The following is a 17,991-nucleotide window of genomic DNA, read 5'->3' on the forward strand; positions in this document are numbered from 1 at the left end:
TCGGTCACCCTTACACTATATAGCTATAAATCTTGTGTAAAAGCATTTATTCCATTGCTAATTTCACTTATAATAGTTAGGGAATACATGGCTGGGGGGCTAAAAGGATCATGCATTCAGAGAAAATAGCGATACCGCTTTCTGAAGAACTTTTTAGTGAGATCAAGCATTTGACTGAGAAAGAACAGGACCAACTGTTCTTCAAAATGGTTCAACAATACGTTGAGCGCAAAAAGAAAGAACAACTCATTCAGGAATTAAAGCAAGGCTATGAGGAAATGGCAGCGATTAATCGTCGTCTATCCGAATCCTTTGCATACTGTGAATGGGAGGCCCAAGAACGTATGAAAACGATACGAAAGGCCTCGCATTACTAAACAAGGAGGTGAATGGATGAGGTGAGCAACCAAAAAGAATCCCAACATCCAGCTGCAAAGAAAAGCGTCAAAAGAGGTGATGTTTTCTTTGCAGATTTATCTCCAGTTGTAGGGTCAGAGCAAGGGGGGGTAAGACCGGTCCTCGTCATTCAAAATGACATCGGGAATCGGTTTAGTCCGACCGTTATTGTTGCGGCGATCACTGCACAGATTAAGAAAGCTAAGTTGCCCACACACGTAGAAATCGATGCGAACAAACACAAATTTGACCGGGATAGCGTCGTACTCTTAGAACAAATTCGTACGATTGATAAGCAACGCTTGACGGATAAAATTACACATCTAGATGACAATATGATGAAAAAAGTCAACGAGGCACTTGAAATTAGCATCGGCTTACGCGATTTGTAGTAGCTACATAGTTGTAAAACCGACTTGTCCCCCAAGTCGGTTTTTTATCGCCTGATTATGTAAAAAGATGTGATAAAATAAAAAAATAACGCAACAATTTCGTAATCCTATGATATACTATGGAAAACATACATGAAAATAAAGGTAAAGTGACATAAATAAGCATAATACGACTCGAAGGGGAGCGATCACACCGTGAACAAGTTATCTTCTAAGACGTGGGGATTCATTGTGATGATGTTAAAACTTACAATTGGCTTTGGTATGATCCTTTCGAGTTTTGTAAGTGTATGGTCTAATACATCTGAAGGTACGTTGCCAGCAAAAACGGGCGTTGTGTTGCACGCCATTAATAACCAGCTGATTGTTCCAAGTGAGAATTTAAAGGCACCGGAATTTCTGACAAGACTAACGGGTACGTCGAATGTTAGACCGTCGTTTTATCGTGAAGACTTGACCATTCCAGTTAGTGACGGCGAGTTTTTGGATGCGAGAATGTACGCGCCAATTCAGAGTGAAGATGCGCCAGTTATCGTTTATTATCACGGTGGCGCGTTTATGGAAGGGTATGGAAGCATTCAAACGCATGACAACATCGTACGAGCACTGGCGAGCCGTTCAGGGGCAATAGTCATTAGTGTTGGTTACCGACTCGCGCCAAAGCACATTTTCCCTAAAGCGGTTGAGGATGCGTATGACGCACTTTTATATATTGAACAACAAGCTCCTGTTTGGGGAGGGGATCCTGACAACATTACCGTTGCAGGTGATAGTGCAGGAGGAAATATTGCAACCGTCACAGCGATGAAGGCTAGAGATTTTAATGGTCCAGAAATAACTGCACAATTGCTGTATTATCCGCTTACGACTTTTCATGATTATCCGTTAGAAACGAGAGAGCAATATAGCAGCGGACAGTATTTGTTATCTCGTTCTGTCATGGAAAAGGCTAGAGCGACGTATACGCCAGGGGAAGACATGTGGGAGAATCCATACGTTTCGCCACTTGATGCAAAAACGACGGCAGGACTGCCACCAGCATTCATCGCTACTGCAGAATTTGATCCGCTAAGAGATGAAGGAGAACTGTATGCGGAGAAGTTATTCTCAGATGGTGTTTACGTTGAGAATTTGAGATACGAAGGTGTTATGCACGGGTTCTTATCATTTTATGAAGTGATGACGACAGGGAATCTTGCAATTGATGATAGCTTGGCATTTTTATCGTCACAATGGGAAGAAGAAGAGCGAGTGATGGTCGGCTTTCAAGTGATTGATCGTGAAGCGCCTTCTGGTTTTTCCAGGGTGCGTGAAGAGGTTGAAGCACATGTAGCGGCAGCGTATTTGTTGTCGATTCAATTTACGCAACTGTTTCACACGTTTGTTGAACAAGCGGACGGTTTTTTCCAATCAGAGATAAGTCATGAAGCTGAGTAAGCTTAGATTTTTAAATAGAAGAGAAGGGTAAGGATTGTTAATCCTTACCCTTCTCTTGTTCTTTAAAGTTCATGAATGACGGAGCCATTCATCTTCTTATTTTGAATCAATGGATGATGACTACAAGTGTACGTAAAAACATGAATCGCGACAGTTTATAAGTGAAAGGAACCGATTTATCGATAAATATAGCGATATTTAGGCAAATACGTCTGTTTGATTGGATGAGTTGCGAATAGAAGTCAATAATTTCGTTAATTCTTTTGTTTTCTCTATTTTATTTTAGCATGGGGTGTGGTAGACTACTTTTTGGATAGAGGAATATGTCGAAAGGGGGCTCTCTGATGCTTACCAATTTTACGCAACGACAACGTGATAAACGTCGTCAACTTACGTACCATTCAGACAATAATGATGTGGTGGAGTTTCTTGAACAGAAGGTCGATGAATTTGTGAAGAAATCAAAGCCGGTATTTTTACTAGATGAGAGTGAACTGCAATCACTAAAACGCGCATTGCAATCACGACAAAAACAACGGGGTTGGCGTGTGCGTTCAAAAACAACGCGTCAGAAAGCTCTCTTTTATAATAAAGATTTGCGAAAGTTTATGCAGGACTTAGAAAGAGAAAATGATTTCCAACTTGAAGGAAATGAAGCTTTGTTCGTTCAACTTCTTACAACGACGGTTCAGCTATGGAACATGTCGGAAACGTATCGTAAGTACGGCAACTTCGTTACGAATGGAGATACAATTGCTACTGTATTTAATCGTTACATTGAAGTAGTTGAAGTGGAGGAACAGTTTAGTCCATCAACGATTGAAAGCTTACGAAAGCAAATGATCTGTCACAAGTTAGTGAGTGTGACGATTAAATCAGCGAAATTAAAGCACCAATTAATGCTTTATAAAAAGCGCCAACAGATGATTTCAGTAAGCCCAGTGTAAACTGGGCTTTTTCTTTGTGTACAAAGGTCACGAATGAATGATCTGAATGAACGTACGCACAAGTAATTGAGTAAAATGGAACGAATAAACGAAGCGATCTTTTGCAACGTTATAAAAAGAGAAAAGAAGAAATTGTCGAACAATAGAAGTATGCGCTTTCAACCTGAAGGGTATTGAGGTTGTTTTTAGTGAATGTCTATTCATTTATATCGGAAACACTAGCCAATTACAGGATAGTCTGTGGTATGATAGGACAAGGACGAGAAACATCTTTTGCTGTTACTTTAATGAGGTTTATTAGAGTAACTAAACATTTAATGAGTAAAAGGGAAGGTTTTTTATGACGAGCAGACAAATAGAAACCGATGTGGTTTTAATCGGTGCGGGTATGATGAGTGCCACACTTGGAGCGTTACTTAGAGAATTGGCACCGAACATGGAAATCACGGTCTTAGAAAAACTAGGAGGCGCAGGGGAAGAAAGCTCCAATGAGTGGAACAATGCTGGAACAGGGCATGCAGCACTTTGTGAACTCAACTACACTTCCGAAAAACCTGACGGTTCAATTGATACGAAAAAAGCGGTTAACGTAAATGAGCAGTTTCAAATTTCAAGACAATTTTGGTCGTATTTAGTCGATCAAAGTTTATTGAAGAATCCAGAAAGCTTTATTATGTCGATTCCTCATATGAGTCTTGTGCACGGCAAAAAGAACGTTGAATTTCTTAAAAAGCGTTATGATGCACTTGTAGATATTCCTTTATTTGAAGGCATGGAATACTCAGAGGATCCTGAGCAATTAAAGCAGTGGCTCCCACTCGTTATGGAGAATCGCTCTGATAATGATCCAATTGCGGCAACTAAGATTGACACAGGCACTGATGTCAATTTTGGTGAGTTGACGCGTATTTTATTTAATCAACTTGAAGGTGAGAACTTTCATATCCACTATAAGCATAAAGTGATGAACTTAAAGCGGACGATTCGAGACAACAAATGGGAAGTAAAAGTTGAAGATATGCGTACAGGCGAAGTGTACATCTATACAACAAAGTTCGTATTTATCGGCGCAGGTGGAGGAAGCTTATCATTACTCCAAAAAACAGGTATTCCTGAGTCACGAAACGTCGGTGGCTTCCCAGTAAGTGGATTGTTTATGGCTTGTCATAACCCTGAAATCGTTGAAAAGCACCATGCGAAGGTGTACGGAAAAGCTAAAGTCGGTGCACCGCCAATGTCAGTTCCTCACTTAGATACGCGCTATATTGATAATAAAAAGTCATTATTATTCGGACCGTTTGCAGGCTTTTCTCCGAAATTCTTAAAAGAAGGGTCGAATATGGATTTAATCAATTCCGTTCGCCCGTCAAATGTGATGACGATGCTTTCTGCAGGGGTAAAAGAGTTATCGCTAACTCGTTATCTTATTCAACAAGTGTTGTTGTCAAAAGAGAAGCGCATGGAAGAACTGCGTGAATTCGTCCCGAATGCCAAAAGCGAAGATTGGGATATGTCGTTGCAGGTCAGCGTGTTCAGGTAATTAAAGATACGGAAGACGGTGGCAAAGGAACCCTTCAATTCGGTACGGAAGTGGTTACGAGTGAAGACGGTTCTGTAGCTGCATTGCTCGGTGCATCTCCAGGTGCATCTACGGCTGTTCACGTAATGCTTGAAGTGTTAAAACGTTGTTATCCAGATCAAATGGATGAGTGGATGCCAAAGATTAAAGAAATGGTTCCATCATACGGGCAGTCACTCGCTGAGAACCGTGAGCTGTTCAAGCAATTAGAAGCGTCTACAGCAAAAACGCTTAAGTTGTCTGCTGAACAAACAGACTTAGCGATGAACTAATATAATATCAAGGCATTGAGAGGGGAAACTCGTTCAATGCCTTTTTAGTTGTATAACAATTTGTGCCTTGAGAATAGCTTGAATTCCGCAAAAAGAAAAAGTGTACGTGGATTGAACAAATCCCACGTACACTTTCTTTACACAAACATAAATACGATATGAGCACATAAAACGATAATCGGTAACGTAATGATCGTACGCAATAAGAAGATCATGACAAGGTGCATGAAGTTAACAGGGATTTTTGAAGCAAGTAACAATCCACCGACTTCACTCATAAAGATCAACTGTGTGACAGACAAACAACCAATAATAAAACGTGTCATTTCACTTTGAATTTCGGCACCAATTAATGCTGGTAAAAGCATATCAGCAAACCCGATCAGTATCGTCTCAGATGCTGCTTGCGCTTCAGGAACTTGCATTAACTCTAGAATTGGTATGAACGGTGTACCTAACCAAGTGAAAAGTGGCGTCTGTTCTGCAATGATGATCGTTACTGTACCGAAGGCAAGTACGATCGGAATCACACCAATCCACAATTCAAGGACATTTTTAAAGCCTTGTTTACCAGTGCTTACGATATGGACTTGACTCGCTCTCGTTAAAGCACCTTGCCAAGCGCGTTTCAGTAGTGGTCGTCCGTCTTTAGGTTCTTCTTTTTGTGGTGTTGCGTGTTCATAATAATCTTCGCTAAATCGTGAAAGCGGAGGAATTCGTGGCATAATAATGGCTGCCACAAAACCAGCTATGACGATCGTCATGTAATAAGGGAAAAACAGATGCTCTAAGCTCAAATAACCTAAAATAACGATCGTAAACGTAATAGAAACGATGTTAAAGGTTGTCCCAAGAACTGCAGCTTCTCTTCTCGTATAATGACCTTCCATATACTGTTGGTTCGTCATCATAACCCCAATCGTCGCATCTCCAAACCAAGAAGCAAGGCTGTCTATGGATGAACGGCCAGGAAGACGGAACAATGGACGCATAATTACGTTCATTAATGTACCGGCAAATTCTAGTAGACCGAAGTTCAACAGAAGTGGAAGAAAAATCCCGGCAAATAAAAACACAGTAATGAGTAAGGAGGCGAGTTCAAAAATTAAGTCGCCAGTATCTGGTCCCCATACCCACTCCGGTCCGATTTGAAAGATGATTAAAAGACCGAGTGTAAACCCAATGATTCGAACGATTAACCAAAATGGTGTAACGGCAAAGATTGATTGAAAGATTGGCTTTTGTAACCATGCAGCATTTGTGAATGTATATAACAAACTGCCAATCACAGAAATTGCAGCTAACGTAATCGTTAATTCGGCGATGACGGGTGCAAGAATATCACCTGCAAGATTCGAAAGAAATGCGATTGGAATTGTCATTTCTCGTTCCCCATCTATCGTATAAAACACTGGGAAAATAAAGATAAATAGTCCGAGTAATGAAGGTAGAATAAACCAAAGAATTGGCTTAGTCGATTTAGTCGTCATGATGTGCCCACCTTAAGATGTATAAATTGCTAAATAGAGATCCGTTCAAGAACTTCGTTTAGTTCTCGTAAGTTTTTAATTTCAATCGTTGGAATGATGTCCGTATCATTGGAGCTGCCTTCTCGATTAATCCACACTGTCGTTAGGTTAACCCCATTTCCACCGATAATATCCGTATGAAGGTTGTCACCGATCATGACCGCTTCTTCCGGCTTGATGTTTAGCTGAGATAAACAGTGGTTAAATAGTGAAGTATCAGGCTTTCCGACACCAAATGAACCAGATATAAAAATACGATTAAAGAAAGGTACTAATGCAGGTGTCATTTGTAATTTCTTTTGTTGTAAACTTGGTGCGCCATTCGTTAATAGTACGAGTTGAAACGTTTTTTGAAGAGATGAAAGAACATCAAACGTGTCCTCGTATACGTATGGCAGTGTTTCACGATACGTAATAAATCGTTTCGCGAGCTTTCTTGCTAGTGATAAATCTTCATTGCCAACTGAACGAAGCGACTCCATCCATACATCGAATTGATATACGGAGATACTGTCACCCATTTGCCGTAATCTGGAATCATTCACGTCATTGAAATTCCCCCATAATCCTTCAAACGGATTAATACCTAAAGCAACGGTGACAGGATAGAAGTCTTGTTTCTTGTATTCAATAGGTGCAACTTCTTTTACCGCATTAAATAGAAGATCGGCGTCAATTCCAGCTATTCTGTATGCGTCATTACACGTTGCGAGCAAAGCTTCTTTAATACTCTTTTTGTCCCATAAGAGCGTATCATCTAGGTCGAAAATTAACGTATTAATCACGGTACACCCACCTTTCGTCTCGTTGTATAATTACTCGCATTGTAGCATAAAAAGGCAAAGCGCGTGTAGTATAAGCTAAAATTTCATTTATTCTAAACAAAAGATGTTCATCCATTGAATGAATAATAGATATAGGATTAAAGAGAGCGGTTGCGTGGAATTGAGTAATAAAGACAGAAAATGCAACGTTAGATTGTGGAAAATCGTGTAAAAACAAAGACGGATTTACTAAAAAGAACAACTGCAAGACATTACGGCAAAGTAACGTTACTGAGACTCCTATTAAGTAAAGCGGTACAGCAGTAATTGACTGTTATCAAAGAGGAAAGAGATAGTCTTAAATGCCTATAATTGAAACGTGGAACTCGGTAAGTAAAGAGATTTTTTGACGAATCATGTCAAAATCGAACGGTTTACAAGAAAAGGCACAAGGGAAAACAGTAAAAAAGTTTGTCATTTTAACAAACAAAATCACGACTATCTTTTGTATCCTGTTACTTGACGTGTTAAAATAAAAATGTGAAAGCGTTACGAATTGAAATCGTTTATTTTTTCTGCGCTGAATTATTCAGGCAAACTTTATAGCCGAGCTTTATGTGTAGTTATTATCCCCAAAACACGGAATCTATTGTTTTTAGAATGCGTTTTCTTATTTTGGAGATATAATATCGTTCAGATTGATAAGATACATTTAAATGATGAGGTTACATCATTGCTTGAGAATTGGCGATGTTAGTTTTTTATGAGAAAAGTTCTTGGTCATCAATTCCGAATCGTAAATCGGTAATTGCTCGACCTCAATTCGAACCGTTTTAAGACGAATTTTGTCGATCATGACGTTACAGATTGCAAACAAGTTAGTTGGAGGTAGTAGCAGATGGACAGAAAGGTTTCCAAGCTTGAGAAGTCTTGGGAAACATTTCACGGCCCGAACTTAGGGTATGTGATGGACCAGTATGAACTATACAAAGAAAACCCGAGCGATGTTGAAGAAGATTTAAAAGCGTGGTTCGATGAGTACGGTGCACCATCAGTAGGTTCAACGAATAACGTTTCAGAATCAAGTGACGAAACGGTGAATTCATCATCGATGCATAAGATTGCTGCAGCGATTAAGCTTTCGGAGAACATTCGCACTTTCGGACACTTACTTGCAGATATTAACCCATTGGAAGCACCTGGAGAAGAGTCATCGTTTTTAAAGCCGAGTGAACACGGACTAAGTGACGAGGACTTAATGGCAATGCCAGCAGAGATGCTTTGTAAAGATGCACCGTCTTCAGTTGAAAACGGTCTAGATGCGATTAATCATCTTAAGAAGATGTATACAAAATCAATCGCTTTTGAATTTCATCATGTTCACGACCTCGAAGAGAAGAACTGGCTAAACCAAATGGTTGAGTCCGGTGATATCTATGAAGATTTATCTCCGAATAAACGCAAATCAGTCTTGGAGAAATTAACAGCTACCGAAGGCTTTGAACAGTTTTTGCACCGTTACTTTGTCGGACAAAAACGTTTCTCTATTGAAGGATTAGATAGTATGGTCCCGATTTTAGAGGAAATGACACAAAGCTACATGCAAGACGGTGCGAAAGATATCATGATTGGAATGGCTCACCGTGGACGATTGAGCACGCTTGCTCACGTTCTAGGGAAACCATACAACCTCATTTTCTCCGAATTTAAACATGCTCCACTTGAAGATGAAGCACCAACAGAAGGGTCTTTAAACGAAGGTTGGACTGGGGATGTGAAGTACCACTTAGGTGCAAATAAGCAAATTGGTGAAGAGTCAACGTATACGACAGTTTCCCTTGCTAATAACCCAAGTCACTTAGAATACGTAGACCCAATCGTTGTTGGATATGCTCGTGCTGCTCAAGAAGACCGTACTCAAGTCGGTTTCCCTGATCAAGAAATGAAGAATGCAGGTGCGATCTTAATTCACGGAGACGCAGCATTCCCAGGTCAAGGAATTATTGCTGAGACATTGAACTTGAGCCGTTTGAAAGGATATCAAACGGGAGGCACAATGCATATTATTGCAAACAACTTACTCGGATTTACGACAGATAGTCATGATTCGAGATCAACAACATATGCAAGTGACCTCGCTAAAGGTTACGAAATTCCAATTATCCACGTGAACGCCGATGACCCAGATTCTTGTATTGCCGCAGCGCATTTAGCATCTGAGTATCGTCGTCGCTTCCATAAAGACTTCCTCATTGATTTAGTCGGTTATCGTCGTTACGGACATAACGAGACAGATGAGCCGATGTCTACTCAACCGAAATTGTATGAGAAGATCAAAAAGCATGAAACTGCACGAGCAATTTATGCGAATACCCTCATTCAAGACGGTGTCGTAACAGAAGAAGAAGTCGAAACAATGCGTAGTGAGCTTCAAGACAAACTCATGCGTGAGTATGAAAAAGTCGGTGAAGCGAGTCACGAAGTTGCTGACATGAATCCACCAGAAGTCATTGAAAAAGGACTTCCTAAGATGGATACTGCAGTTGCTTATGATGAGCTTAAACAAATGAATGAAGAACTACTTCAATACCCTGAAGACTTTACGGTGTTCCCGAAATTGAAGAAGATTTTACAACGTCGTGAAGAAGCATTTAATGAAGGTGTTATTGATTGGGGACATGCAGAAGCACTTGCGTTCGCTTCGATTATCTCTGATGGAACACCAATTCGAATGACGGGGCAAGATTCTGAGCGTGGAACGTTCAACCATCGTCATTTAGTGCTTCACGATTATGAGAATGGTGAGATTCACTCGCCAATGCATACGCTTTCTACAGCGAACGCGTCGTTTGCACTTCATAACAGTCCGCTTTCAGAAGCATCAGTCGTTGGGTTTGAGTATGGGTATAACGTACAAGCACCTGAAACGCTTGTACTTTGGGAAGCGCAATACGGAGACTTCTCGAATGCCGCACAAGTTCAATTTGATCAGTTCTTATCTGCAGGCCGTGCCAAATGGGGCCAACGTTCAGGGATGGTACTTTTACTACCTCACGGTTACGAAGGTTCTGGTCCAGAGCATTCAAGCGCTCGTCTTGAACGCTTCTTACAGCTTGCTGCTGAGAACAACTGGAATGTTGCGTATTTATCAAGTACATCACAATACTTCCACATTTTAAGAAGACAAGCGAAAAGTCTTGAAATGGATGAAGTACGTCCGCTCGTTCTTATGACACCGAAGAGTTTACTTCGTAACAAGTCACTTGCTGATCCGTACGAAGCCTTTACGGAAGGGCGTTTCCACCGTGTACTTGGTGATCCATTAACACTCGGTAATGAAGATGAAGTGGAGCGAATTGTGTTCTGTTCTGGTAAAATCGCAATTGACCTTCATGAAAGCATCGACGAGACTGTTGATACGAAGAAGCTTCACATCGTTCGCTTTGAGGAACTTTATCCGTACCCACACAAGACGGTCGAGACTGTTCTCGCGAAATATAAAAACCTTAAGTCTGCAGTATGGGTTCAAGAAGAGCCGAAGAACATGGGTGCTTGGAACTACATCGACCCGTACTTGCGTGAAAGCTTACCAGACGATGTACCGTTAGAGTATGTAGGACGTCGTCGTCGTTCGAGCCCTTCTGAAGGAACCCGAACGCACACAAACATGAACAACAACGAATTATCAACACGGCATTGGGACGTGAAGGGAGCAACCAATAATGGCAGAAATTAAAGTTCCAGAACTCGCAGAGTCGATTACTGAAGGAACAATTGCAGAATGGTTAAAACAACCTGGTGATTACATCGAGAAAGGCGAAACGATCGCTGAACTCGAAACAGATAAAGTAAACGTTGAGATTAACTCTGAACAAGCAGGTGTATTGCAAAAGACTTGCGTGAAGCTGGCGACACAGTTGAAATTGGCGAAGCAATTGCAACGATTGATGAAAACGCCAAAGAAGGTTCTGCACCTGCAGCTTCTGAAGACAGTGCTCCTGCTAAAGAGGAAGCACCAAAAGCTGAAGCTCCTAAAGAAGAAGCGAGCAACAAAGCAGAAGAAAGTGATAGCAATGACTCAGAACACGTGATTGCATCACCGGCAGCACGTAAGCTTGCACGTGAGAAAGGCATCAACTTAAACGAGATCCAAGCGAGAGACCCACTCGGTCGCGTTCGTAAAGAAGATGTTGAAGCACACGGTCAAAAGCCAGCTGCACCTGCAAAAGAAAACAAACAAGCTGAGCCAAAGAAAGATGAATTTGGTGGCAAGCCGCACGAGCGTATTAAAATGAGCCGTCGTCGTCAGACGATTGCAAAGCGCCTCGTTGATGTTCAACAAGAGAGTGCGATGCTTACAACGTTCAACGAAGTTGATATGAGCGCTGTTATGGACATTCGTAAGCGTCGTAAAGATGCGTTCCAAGAAGAGCATGACGGTACACGTCTTGGCTTTATGTCATTCTTTACGAAAGCAGTTGTTGGAGCACTTAAGAAATATCCACTTCTTAACGCAGAAATTCAAGGCAACGAAATCGTTAAGAAAGATTTCTATGATATCGGTATGGCAGTTTCAACAAACGACGGTCTAGTCGTTCCAGTGGTTCGTGATGCAGAACGCTTAAGCTTTGCGGGCATTGAGAAAGAAATCTCAGACCTCGGTAAAAAAGCTCGCGATAACAAGCTTGCACTTTCTGATTTACAAGGTGGTACGTTTACAATTACAAACGGTGGTGTATTCGGTTCACTTCTTTCAACACCGATCTTAAATGCACCTCAAGTTGGTATCCTTGGAATGCATACAATTCAATGGCGTCCAGTTGCGATTGATCAAGATCGTATGGAAAACCGTCCAATGATGTATCTTGCACTTTCTTATGATCACCGCATTGTAGACGGGAAAGAAGCAGTTAGTTTCCTCGTTACAGTTAAGAAATTACTTGAAGAGCCAGAGCAACTTCTTTTAGAAGGATAACACTTAGAAAGACTCCGTTCATTACGGAGTCTTTTTTTTAAACGTGTAGCGTTGAAAAATAGTCTATAGTATGTAAATATCAAAAATTATGAAAAAAGAGGTTTACTTCTAAGTGATTCGTGATACTATATTAATACATCGTCAGCCTCATCCTATAAGATTGAGGGTTGATGACGTTTTATTAGTAACGAGCCTCTGCCTGATGGCCGTAAGATGTGTGGAGACGTAAGACGTGACCATGCAAACATTTTTGAGGAGGGATTTTCATGGTACAGACGAAAGCTCAAGAATTGCGTGCGGCGATCCAAATGAGAGGCTGGTCAAACACGACGTTATTATCAACCGATCAAGAAGACATCATTTTGAATAGCCGAACGGGTTGTCGTTCATGGAAAGGGACGAAATGGGGATTTATTTCAGCAGAGTCTCCTGAGCAGTTGAATATAACGATTGACTTGCCGCGGAATCGAGTGAATATTAATGAAATTTGTGAGCAGCTTGAGATGGAGCTCATTTCTAACGAAGAAGTTGGACTAAGTGGCATTTGGCTAGAGAAAAAAGCAGATCGCGATACATTACACATCCATATTACAAATCATGATTTAAATGATACGGTGTTTTCAACAGAATCGAAATTAATTAACTTTTTGAGTGAAGCAAGAAGGTGGAATTGCTTGTAATTGATAGACACGAGGCGGTCGACAATTAGACGACTGCCTTTTTTCGTTCCTGTAATTGTCAATAAACGTCGTCCCATGATATACTATTGATAATCAATCTCAACTAACTAACCAGAGCCTGATTTGAAAGGGGACGACATGACATTGAGTCGCAAGCGTTATTTTTACTGTCGCTCACTACACCACTCGTTAGAACCGATGAATTGGCCGAGGATCAAAGAAATAGGTTTTGATTTAAATATAAAGCGAGAAGATTTACCGTTTTTTATCTCGTTTTTCCGTGATCTTGAACAGTATTACACTGACAAATCTCAGCTCGTTCAAGAAAGTTATCAAGTGTACATGGAAGAAGTAGCTTCGTTTTTTAGGGACCAATCTAATGAAATGATTTATTGCTCTTCAATTCAAACAGAAGCAAAAAACTACGTCATTCCATTTACGGATTTTGTCGCAGCATTTATGTTAGCCGACGAAGCGTTTGAGCGAATTTTTGATGACAACAAGAACACAGACCAACAGTTTGATAAAGTGCTTACGTACTATAAGCGGTTTAATTTATTGGCCGATGCGACAAAAGCACAATTTATATTAGATCATCTACCAGAACTCGTACTCCATGATGATTAAAGGAGAAGTTTTAATTAATGCTACATTACAAATGGCAAAACAGTGAAACAATCAAGAGGATTCATTGCGTCCATTCTGATGCAAAGAAATACAAAGTAGATTCTGTTCTTACACCAGGGAAAGATTATGATGTTAAGAATGAAACAGAAGAATTTTACTTTGTCATTGATGATACTGGTAAAGTCGGTGGCTTCCTAAAAGACTACTTTGAAGAGAAATAAACTGTCCTTTGACAGTTTATTTTTTTAGTTAATGATTGAATCTTTTGAAAAATAAGAGTAAAATAACGTTGTGTGATAACGCTTACATTAAAGGAGGATACGATGTCTACAATCCAATTTCAATTTTTTGTAGGAACTTCAGTTGTCTTTCAACGAGATGCAAGTCTTACACTTCATGATCAGTTACAAAAGTTAGGGAAGAAACGTCCGCTCGTACTTACAGATCAAGGAATTATGGATGCAGGGATTGCAAACGTAGTAACGAACCAACTTGATGAGCACACGTATGACTATGAAGTGATGCATGACATTCCTGCCAACCCTCCTAGTAAAGTCGTCATGAAAGGTGCTATGTTGATTCAAAATCAGCAGTTTGATAGCATCGTCGCAGTTGGTGGCGGAAGTGTAATGGATGCAGCAAAAGCGATTAGCATCATGTCAGCAAACGATGGAAGTATTAACGATTATGATGCAATCATCGGTAATCGTACATTCGAAAAGCAAGGCCCTCCACTCATTACGATTCCAACCACGTCAGGTACGGGAAGTGAAGTGACTCAGTGGGCAGTTATTACAAATGAAGAAACAGGTCGTAAACAAGCAATTGGTCATCCATTTATGTCCCCTGTCATTGCCCTCGTAGATCCTGTACTAACGTTAAAGTTACCGAAAGTATTAACAGCAGCTACAGGTAGTGATGCATTGACACACGCAATCGAGGCATATACGTCTAAGAATACGATGAATAACAATTCTCCGCTTATCGATCATATTGCGCTCGAAGCGATTGCGATGATTTCTAGAAGCTTAGTGCGTGCAGTTACAAATGGCGAAGATCTTGAAGCAAGAGAAGAGATGATGGCCGGAAGTTTACTCGCTGGCATCGCATTCCAAAATGCTGGACTTGGGAATACCCATGCTTTGGCGCATCCATTAGGTGGGAAATTTAACGTACCACACGGAATTGCGAATGCTAATCTCCTGCCAGTTGTTATGGCTTATAATGTAGACGCATGTCCAGAACGCTTTGAAACGATTGCCAACATTTTTGAACCAGGTGCACATAAAAAGGCGAGTGATGCAGTTGTTTTCGTTGAACAACTCATTGAACGCATTGGCATTCCTAGTCTTTCAGAATATGGAATGACCGAAAGGGATTATAAAGAGATGGCAAAAGACGCAACGACAGACGTTAGTTCGTTTACGAATCCGAAAGAAACGACTGAAGAAACGTTTTTTGAGCTTTATTTAAAAGCATCAAAGTTAACTGTATAATAATTATGTAAACAAAAACTCCGCGATCTTTTGCATCGCGGAGTTTTTGTAAGTTAAAGAACCGTGCTTTCAATATCACGATCAGCATCATCATTACTTTGACGCTTGGCGCGTTTTAAGATGTTTAATCTCGTATCTAATTGTTTCATCATATATGTTAATGAATCTTCATTAATCGTGCCATTTTCATCTTTACTGAAGTTTACAGCAACTGGCTTTAATTCATCAAGGCGCTCGATGACTTGATCATAAATGTGCGGGTGTTCTTTTATAATGCGGTGCAACAAATAGGTACCGTATGCAATATGTCTCGATTCATCACGCTTTAAATAACCGACTCCCTCTAGAAGCCCAGGCATCATTCCTGTATGTTGAAGTTGTTCGTAAAACGTATGATAACCAGATTCTGCAAGCACACCTTCTACAAACATGTTATAAATCGTCGCAGCATCAGCGATCGCTTCTGGAGATTGATCTGTTAACAGTCTGTCCATTGCATTTGGTAAGGTTTCATTAAATAATTGTTCATACGCAGGATCGTAATGCTTAGATAATGGTTCTGTTTCATCGATTGTCGAGAGGACGAGTTGGAAAAACTCTGTATGCTTGGCTTCTTCGTGGAGGAATGTCGTTAAAAACATTTCTTCTTCAATTCTTCCTTCATTAGAAATGACCATAATTAATGGTAATAAATCACGAGTGACGGCTTCTTCCCCGCCTTGGAATTTTGCAATAACTCGAAGGATTGCTTGTTTTTGTTCATCTGGTAAATGTGGCCAATGAGCTTTGTCGTGAGAATAGTTAATGTCTTCAGGGTTCCAAGTGCCGAAACGATTGGCTTTTTTGTACAGTTTGTAGGGCAATGATTGTTCGTCTAAGCGTCGACTACTAGTAATGAGCGTTTTTTTCGTCATATGAGCCTCCCTAAAAATGGTATGTCTCAAGTGTAGCAAAGCAACTTTGTCTATTTTTGTCACTTTTTGTTAGCGCTTACATTTCACTCGGTATATTTGTGTGAATACAGTAGTGGATGGGGGAGTGGTGATGGGGAGTATCCAGGCGCTCATCGGTTCATGGGCTCAAGCGATTGGAACTGTAATTTCTGCAATCGGTGGAACGCCAATTCTAGTTATTGGTGATGGGAATCAACCGTACGCAATCATTGGCAATTCTTTACAAGCAGTAGGGGCGGCCGTACTTGCTGATGAAGCAGACAACGCGCTTGATCAATACGGCAACATCATTCCTGCCATTGGCAACGTGATCGTTCTTCGCGGCGTCTTTCTTGATGATTTAGATTTAGCAATTACGGGTGATCTGTTTCAAGCAACAGGTGGTTCATTGTCGATTTATACAGCCATTCAAGACGAAGAACTCGTTAATTTTTATGCAAATGGTCTACAAGTGGTCGGAAATGGAGCGCAGGCACTTGCGGGTATTCAAGAGAAACAAGACATCGATTCAGAAGATTTAGCGATTGCAGGCGGATGGATTCAAGCAATGGGTGCGATCATTGCCGCTCTTCAAGAGACGTATGACTATTATTTAAATCCAAATGAGACAGAAGATGATGATGTTGAAGATGACCGATCCAAAGGATAGAAATGGGAATGGATAACAAACAGACGGTCAAACATCCTATAATTTCACGTACCATATTAATGTGCATAAATAAAAACGTAATGAAACAGCCTATACGAGATGATAAGCAAAATCCTTGTAGATAGATCGGAATAATGGTAACTTAATAGTGAATTAACAAAGGGAGTGTTGACATTGACAAATCAATCACCGTTAGTAACGACAGAATGGTTACAAGAACACCTAGAAGACCCTAAAGTTCGAATTATAGACGCAACAACGTTTTTAATGCCTTCAACGGAAGAAGGGCGTCCGTATGATGTGAAGTCTGGGAAAGAAGCATATGAAGAAGGACATATACCTGGCGCTGTTTATGGAGACATTGCAGGAGAGCTTGCAGATTCGAACAGTGCTAGCGCATTTACAGTACCTAGTGAAGAGCAATTTAAAGAAGCAATTGAACGACTCGGTGTAAGTGATGACACACATGTCATTGTATATGATCAAATTGCTGTTGTTGGTACGAACATTAGTGCATCAGATTGGGCTTCTAGACTTTGGTGGCATCTTCGTTTTGAAGGATTCGAGAACGTTTCAATCTTAGAAGGTGGATTTAGAAAATGGAAACATGAGGGACGAAATGTTGAAACGGGTACAAATGAATACCCGAAAGGAAATGTGACAATCACTCGAAACAAGGAGTTACTTGCTACAAAAGAAGACGTGAAACGAGCAACGACTGATTCAAATACCGTCCTCTTAAACTGCTTGTCACCAGCTGATTTCTCTGGGGAAAAGAACTCGTACGGCCGTCCAGGCACATTCCTACTAGCCACAATGTCTTCTTTGCATCTCTTAACGATGACGAGACGTTTAAAGTAAGAGAAGAACAGCAATTACGTGACATTTTTGAACCGACTGGAGCGCTTGATTCAGATAAGACAGTCATCGCTTACTGTGGTGGTGGAATCGCAGCCACTTGGAACGCCTTTGTACTGTATCTTCTCGGTAAAAAGGACGTTGCAGTGTATGATGGTTCAATGACCGAGTGGGCAGGCGATTCATCGCTTCCATTGCATACGAAATAATAAAAAGACGTTATGTTTCTTGGGCACGAGCTTGACTAAGAAACATAACGTTTAGAATATAATCATCTAAATGAATGTCTATTGTAACGATGTTTAGAAGCTGTTTTCGTCACGACAGCTTCTATTCTTTCGTACACGAGCTATTATGATGGAGTTTTGCCATTATTTGCTGAGAAAACGATCATAGTAAACTAGTGAAGAAAGCCGGTTTTTATAATGGATCTTGGC

At 40.6% G+C, this 17,991-nt stretch carries 15 protein-coding genes and 3 pseudogenes; 15 read left to right on the forward strand and 3 right to left on the reverse strand.

The features are described from left to right. Nucleotides 1-110: 110 nt before the first annotated feature. The 5 genes and pseudogenes from JCM19038_RS02045 to mqo all read left to right on the forward strand — a co-directional run bounded on the left by JCM19038_RS02045 (nt 111) and on the right by mqo (nt 5,023). Nucleotides 111-377, forward strand: a complete 267-nt coding sequence (locus tag JCM19038_RS02045; RefSeq protein WP_042413956.1) for a hypothetical protein — start codon at nt 111-113, stop codon at nt 375-377. Nucleotides 378-398: 21 nt separating this feature from the next. Continuing rightward, nucleotides 399-788, forward strand: a complete 390-nt coding sequence (locus JCM19038_RS02050) for a type II toxin-antitoxin system PemK/MazF family toxin (protein ID WP_238554244.1) — start codon at nt 399-401, stop codon at nt 786-788. Nucleotides 789-983: 195 nt separating this feature from the next. Next, nucleotides 984-2,225, forward strand: a complete 1,242-nt coding sequence (locus JCM19038_RS02055; RefSeq protein ID WP_238554245.1) for an alpha/beta hydrolase — start codon at nt 984-986, stop codon at nt 2,223-2,225. A gap of 344 nt (nt 2,226-2,569) precedes the next feature. Beyond that, complete coding sequence (locus tag JCM19038_RS02060; protein WP_042413961.1) at nt 2,570-3,172, forward strand: hypothetical protein; 603 nt, start codon at nt 2,570-2,572, stop codon at nt 3,170-3,172. 391 nt (nt 3,173-3,563) lie between these two features. Further along, nucleotides 3,564-5,023: pseudogene (gene mqo, locus JCM19038_RS02065) on the forward strand (malate dehydrogenase (quinone)). A 137-nt stretch (nt 5,024-5,160) separates the two neighbouring features. On the opposite strand, the gene JCM19038_RS02070 reads toward mqo, so the two are convergent. Both JCM19038_RS02070 and JCM19038_RS02075 read right to left on the reverse strand, forming a co-directional pair. After that, nucleotides 5,161-6,513 carry a YjiH family protein gene (locus tag JCM19038_RS02070; RefSeq protein WP_042413964.1) on the reverse strand — a complete coding sequence of 451 codons (1,353 nt, stop codon included), beginning with the start codon at nt 6,511-6,513 and terminating at the stop codon, nt 5,161-5,163. A gap of 29 nt (nt 6,514-6,542) precedes the next feature. Next, nucleotides 6,543-7,337 (reverse strand): HAD family hydrolase, encoded by a 795-nt coding sequence (locus JCM19038_RS02075; protein ID WP_042413966.1) that lies wholly within the window; start codon nt 7,335-7,337, stop codon nt 6,543-6,545. An 877-nt stretch (nt 7,338-8,214) separates the two neighbouring features. Here JCM19038_RS02075 and JCM19038_RS02080 point away from each other — a divergent pair. The 7 genes and pseudogenes from JCM19038_RS02080 to JCM19038_RS02105 all read left to right on the forward strand — a co-directional run bounded on the left by JCM19038_RS02080 (nt 8,215) and on the right by JCM19038_RS02105 (nt 15,094). Further along, a pseudogene (locus JCM19038_RS02080) lies at nt 8,215-11,039 on the forward strand (2-oxoglutarate dehydrogenase E1 component). Beyond that, nucleotides 11,039-11,176, forward strand: a pseudogene (locus JCM19038_RS25280) (biotin/lipoyl-containing protein); the annotation flags it as partial. The pseudogenes JCM19038_RS02080 and JCM19038_RS25280, both read left to right, overlap by 1 nt. A gap of 35 nt (nt 11,177-11,211) precedes the next feature. Then, complete coding sequence (gene odhB, locus JCM19038_RS02085; protein WP_373902223.1) at nt 11,212-12,291, forward strand: 2-oxoglutarate dehydrogenase complex dihydrolipoyllysine-residue succinyltransferase; 1,080 nt, start codon at nt 11,212-11,214, stop codon at nt 12,289-12,291. 266 nt (nt 12,292-12,557) lie between these two features. Beyond that, complete coding sequence (locus JCM19038_RS02090) at nt 12,558-12,971, forward strand: hypothetical protein (protein ID WP_042413969.1); 414 nt, start codon at nt 12,558-12,560, stop codon at nt 12,969-12,971. Nucleotides 12,972-13,109: 138 nt separating this feature from the next. Beyond that, nucleotides 13,110-13,598 (forward strand): hypothetical protein, encoded by a 489-nt coding sequence (locus tag JCM19038_RS02095; protein ID WP_042413970.1) that lies wholly within the window; start codon nt 13,110-13,112, stop codon nt 13,596-13,598. A 17-nt stretch (nt 13,599-13,615) separates the two neighbouring features. Further along, nucleotides 13,616-13,819 carry a DUF6501 family protein gene (locus JCM19038_RS02100; protein ID WP_042413973.1) on the forward strand — a complete coding sequence of 68 codons (204 nt, stop codon included), beginning with the start codon at nt 13,616-13,618 and terminating at the stop codon, nt 13,817-13,819. 102 nt (nt 13,820-13,921) lie between these two features. Continuing rightward, entirely contained in the window at nt 13,922-15,094 is a 1,173-nt protein-coding gene (locus tag JCM19038_RS02105) for an iron-containing alcohol dehydrogenase family protein (protein WP_042413976.1), read from the forward strand. A gap of 53 nt (nt 15,095-15,147) precedes the next feature. Here the strand turns inward: JCM19038_RS02105 and JCM19038_RS02110 are convergent, their stop codons facing one another. Next, nucleotides 15,148-16,008, reverse strand: coding sequence for a R2-like ligand-binding oxidase (locus JCM19038_RS02110; protein WP_042413977.1), 861 nt, complete (start codon nt 16,006-16,008; stop codon nt 15,148-15,150). A 130-nt stretch (nt 16,009-16,138) separates the two neighbouring features. Here JCM19038_RS02110 and JCM19038_RS02115 point away from each other — a divergent pair, with 130 nt between their 5' ends. The 3 genes from JCM19038_RS02115 (at nt 16,139) to JCM19038_RS24790 (ending at nt 17,763) form a co-directional block, all read left to right on the forward strand. After that, nucleotides 16,139-16,696 carry a hypothetical protein gene (locus JCM19038_RS02115; protein ID WP_052360939.1) on the forward strand — a complete coding sequence of 186 codons (558 nt, stop codon included), beginning with the start codon at nt 16,139-16,141 and terminating at the stop codon, nt 16,694-16,696. A gap of 174 nt (nt 16,697-16,870) precedes the next feature. Further along, a complete protein-coding gene (locus JCM19038_RS02120; protein WP_307189928.1) occupies nt 16,871-17,557 on the forward strand; it encodes a sulfurtransferase in 687 nt (228 codons plus the stop codon). Continuing rightward, nucleotides 17,497-17,763, forward strand: coding sequence for a sulfurtransferase (locus tag JCM19038_RS24790; RefSeq protein WP_307189931.1), 267 nt, complete (start codon nt 17,497-17,499; stop codon nt 17,761-17,763). The genes JCM19038_RS02120 and JCM19038_RS24790 overlap by 61 nt, the downstream gene beginning before the upstream one ends. The last annotated feature ends 228 nt before the right edge of the window (nt 17,764-17,991 follow it).

The organism is Geomicrobium sp. JCM 19038 (assembly GCF_000698125.1).
In the GTDB taxonomy this organism is placed as follows: Bacteria; Bacillota; Bacilli; order Bacillales; family Marinococcaceae; genus Geomicrobium_A.